The organism is Dolichospermum circinale AWQC310F (genome assembly GCF_000426925.1).
Lineage (GTDB): Bacteria > Cyanobacteriota > Cyanobacteriia > Cyanobacteriales > Nostocaceae > Dolichospermum > Dolichospermum circinale.
This window is the reverse complement of the sequence record NZ_KE384663.1, coordinates 156,366-160,071: the sequence shown is the minus strand read 5'-3', so window position 1 is coordinate 160,071 and position 3,706 is coordinate 156,366. Positions and strand designations below refer to the sequence as shown.

General features: G+C 36.6%; 5 protein-coding genes. 4 read left to right on the top strand and 1 reads right to left on the bottom strand.

All coding sequences use genetic code 11. The annotated features are described in order from the left end of the window. Positions 1-237: 237 nt before the first annotated feature. On the bottom strand, positions 238-1,485 hold the full coding sequence (locus ACIR310F_RS0101160; protein WP_028082238.1) for an L-lactate MFS transporter: 1,248 nt from the start codon (positions 1,483-1,485) through the stop codon (positions 238-240). Positions 1,486-1,779: 294 nt separating this feature from the next. On the opposite strand from ACIR310F_RS0101160, the gene ACIR310F_RS0101155 reads away from it, so the two are divergent. From ACIR310F_RS0101155 to ACIR310F_RS26520, 4 genes are all read left to right on the top strand, one after another. Beyond that, on the top strand, positions 1,780-2,697 hold the full coding sequence (locus tag ACIR310F_RS0101155) for a DNA-methyltransferase (protein WP_028082237.1): 918 nt from the start codon (positions 1,780-1,782) through the stop codon (positions 2,695-2,697). Then, complete coding sequence (locus ACIR310F_RS0101150; protein ID WP_028082236.1) at positions 2,694-3,011, top strand: hypothetical protein; 318 nt, start codon at positions 2,694-2,696, stop codon at positions 3,009-3,011. The genes ACIR310F_RS0101155 and ACIR310F_RS0101150 overlap by 4 nt, the downstream gene beginning before the upstream one ends. Positions 3,012-3,086: 75 nt before the next feature. Beyond that, the gene (locus tag ACIR310F_RS0101145; RefSeq protein WP_028082235.1) at positions 3,087-3,317 is read left to right on the top strand and encodes a hypothetical protein; all 231 of its coding nucleotides are present in this window, start codon (positions 3,087-3,089) and stop codon (positions 3,315-3,317) included. A 147-nt stretch (positions 3,318-3,464) separates the two neighbouring features. Next, the coding region (locus tag ACIR310F_RS26520; RefSeq protein ID WP_231387351.1) for a M50 family metallopeptidase at positions 3,465-3,706 on the top strand (242 nt) is incomplete at its 3' end.

The following is a 3,706-nucleotide window of genomic DNA, read 5'->3' as shown; positions in this document are numbered from 1 at the left end:
AGTTACTTCTTTCTTTGGGTAATTTATCCCGTGAAGAATTGTTACAAAGATTGCGGAATGAGGAAGTTTGAGGGGATTTATGAAACAACAAGACCCCCGATTTCTTGAAGAAGTCGGGGATCTAAAATCTAATTATGGGTTATTTGTAATAAACTGATATAGGGAGTTGAAGTGGCTACTTTCCCAATATAAATTGTGGAAAATACAAGCCAAGAGGGGATATCGAAAACGAACAAATTATGTTACTAAATCGGCATTGGTAGAGGTGCGTTTGAGCGTGAATACAGCCAAGATAATTCCCACAATTGCTAATCCCGCAGTTGGATAAAAGAAATTTGTGTAACTGCCGAAAATGTCCCTAATTTTGCCAGCTAATAAAGTTCCACCCAAAGCCCCCATACCGTAAGCAGTGAAGACAATACCGTAATTTTTGGCGTAGTCTTGGGGTTGAAATATGATTAAAGTGGAAGTAGGCGCGATCGCTAACCAACCCCCCAAAGCCAAGTAAAATAGCGAAAAAGCGACTATATAAGTGAGTACACTTCCCTTTCCAGCACTGAGCATCATAATCGAGGCAATCAAAATCAAAACAAAGGAAACAATTGCCGCTAATTTTGGCGTAAATTTGTCTGTGAACCACCCAAAAAATAACCGCCCTGCACCATTAAAGACAGCGAACAGGGAGACTGTATTTGCGGCTGTTGCTGCATCCAATTTAATAATTTCCTGTGCTAGAGGACTAGAAATACCAATAGCTGCTAGTCCGGCAAAAGAACCAATGGTATAACAAGACCACAAGCCATAAAAACTGGAAGTCTGAAGAATTGATCCTGAAGTTGTAGTATGGGAATTTGCTTCAATAGCTACAGGTGGAGTCCACCCCTCTGGTTGCCAACCTTGGGGAGGAGTTGTGAGGATAGTAGAAATAGCGGTAATAATAGCTGCAAAAGCAATACCTAAAATTACAAAAGTTTGCCGAACTCCAAAAGCATCTATTAGAAACTTTGCCAAAGGTGCAGTAATTAAAGGTGACAAACCAAACCCAATCACAGTAGCACCAACAGCCAAACCTTTTTTATCGGGAAACCACTTAGCTACCACAGCCAACGGTACACCGTAAGTGATACCCACACCCATACCAGCAATTACACCATAGGTAATAGTTAGTGTGGGAATATTGCCACCCAAACTAGAGAGAATATAACCTAATGCCGTAATTAATCCACCAACACCTGTAATCAGTCGAGTATCAAAACGATTGATATAAAAGCCAGTGATGGGCATTAAAATTGCGAAAACAACCAACAGCACAGTAAATGGCAACAGGCTATCAGTTGCACCTACATTGAGAAGTTTTTCTAAAGGTTTTCTAAAAATACTCCAAGAATAAACTGTACCCAAGCACAGTAGGATAGTTATACTTAGAGGTATGAGTAGCCATCGCCCTTTCTCAGCAGGCATACCAAATAATTGTACTTTTTCCATTTGTTGTTATGTGAATAAGGGAAATAATTTTTTTCCAGTATCTCACTTTTTAGCTAAATTAACACCAACTGAGTTACTTCTTTCTTTGGGTAATTTATCGCGTCAAGAATTGTTACAAAGATTGAGTGGTGAGGAAAGTTAGTATAATATATTTTTTGGCAGTTTGAGGAGATTTCCCAAACTGCTGATGCGTTGAGTAATCTTTAACACTGTTTATTAAACTTGTGAGGATAGATGAGATTGAGCAGTTCTAATAATGCATTAAACGTAATACAACAGTCTCTAAATCTTGGAGTGGTAGAAGCACAAAGTAGTGAACAAAAATTACTACCATTACCATTAACAAAAGGATTCCAACTACAATATACCCATCCTCACGGACAAATTTATCAAGGTAATTCCCTAGATTGGCTGGCATCTCTTGATTCAGAAAGCGTTGATCTAGTGTTTGCTGACCCACCTTATAATATTAAAAAAGCTGAATGGGATAATTTTGAGAACCAAGAAAAATATATCGCCTGGTCAATTCAATGGATTAGCCAAGCTTCGCGTATTCTCAAATCTAATGGATCTCTTTACGTTTGTGGGTTTTCTGAAATATTAGCTGATTTAAAATATTCAGTATCCAAATATTTCAAAAATTGTCGTTGGTTAATTTGGCACTATAAAAACAAGGCTAATTTAGGTAGTGATTGGGGACGATCGCATGAAAGTATTATTCATTTTCGTAAATCAGATCAAGTGAAAATTAATATTGACGATATGCGAATTCCTTATGGCGCACATACATTAAAGTATCCTTCCCATCCCCAAGCAGAAACCAGTGCTTATGGAAAAGGTAAAACTAAAAAAAATAATAACTGGACACCTAACCCAAAAGGTGCAAAACCTAAAGACGTAATAGAAATTCCTACTACTTGTAACGGGATGGGTGAAACAACACCTCATCCAACTCAAAAGCCAGAAGAATTATTAAGAAAATTTATCCTTGCATCATCACAGGAAGGAGATTTGATTATTGATCCATTTTCAGGATCCGGAACAACTATTGTAGTTGCAGAACAACTTAACCGTCGTTGGATGGGATGTGATCTCAATATTGAGTATAATAATTGGGCAATTCAAAGATTAGAAAATGTCCATCGCATGACAAAGGAAGAATGGATAGCCTTTGATCGCAAAAATTCAGAACGCAGGGAGTCTATTCGATGAGGTTAGAAGATTTAGTAAATCACGCAGTGGACAAAGAAAATTTTCAGACTATTCAAAACTACATTTCCTTGTGTAGAAACTATCTAGAATTTATAGCCAATGGCTTACAAGCTAGAATAGTTTCACAAAATGAAAATCATTACCAATTTTATCAATATACAAATGATGGTCATTACAATATAACTCGTCCAATTAATACTAACTTAATGTATGATGCTGAAATATTTGAGATTGCTTATAATCAGTTTTTGCAAGTTCTTGAGCAGTTGAGAGATAGACAGTTACCAGAGGAATCGTTTTTAAAAATAGCTTGAAGAAAATGAGCGATCGCTTTACTGAAAGTATCGCTATGAGATAAAATATAATCAAGTATTATTAAAATAACCTCTATGTCCCTACAAAAACTGAAAGAGCAAGCCTTTCAAATACCTGAGAGCGATCGCTTAGAACCCGTCCGTGCAATCATTGAATCATTGCAAAATCAACCCAGTCAAAAATCAGAACGGACTAGCATTATTAAACAAATGAAAGGTTTATTAAAAAGCAATCAAGCAGCACCAACCGATGAACAGATAAAAGCAATGTTAGAAGAACATCGAGTGGAGAAGTATCTTTACTGAAGGTATTGATACAATATTATTTTACATTACTTGTTAGATTGAGAACCATTTTTGCCAGAGGAATTTTCCTACTTTTTCTGGAAGTGAATTAAGATATATTCAAGAATACTCAGCTAATTCGTGTAATTACTTGCAGGATAGTCAATAATGAGAGAACCCAGTAAAAATTTCAACCCTCTATTTACTCCCACAGAAGTAGAAAAAATGGGGTTAACTTGGTTAGTCGCAGCGGGTATAGTCACAGCATTTTTGTGGCAAATACCTATGGATAATTATATTTTATACCCATTTTCTATTTTGGCAACTTGGTTTCATGAAATGGGTCACGGTTTAATGGCCTTGATTTTAGGGGGACAGTTTCAAAAATTAGAAATCTTTGGCAACGGTTC

Bases quoted from the DNA above. Each gene is read 5' to 3' on its own strand.
- ACIR310F_RS0101150 (WP_028082236.1), top strand. From the start codon at position 2,694: ATGAGGTTAGAAGATTTAGTAAATCACGCAGTGGACAAAGAAAATTTT.
- ACIR310F_RS0101145 (WP_028082235.1), top strand. From the start codon at position 3,087: ATGTCCCTACAAAAACTGAAAGAGCAAGCCTTTCAAATACCTGAGAGC.
- ACIR310F_RS0101160 (WP_028082238.1), bottom strand. From the start codon at position 1,485: ATGGAAAAAGTACAATTATTTGGTATGCCTGCTGAGAAAGGGCGATGG.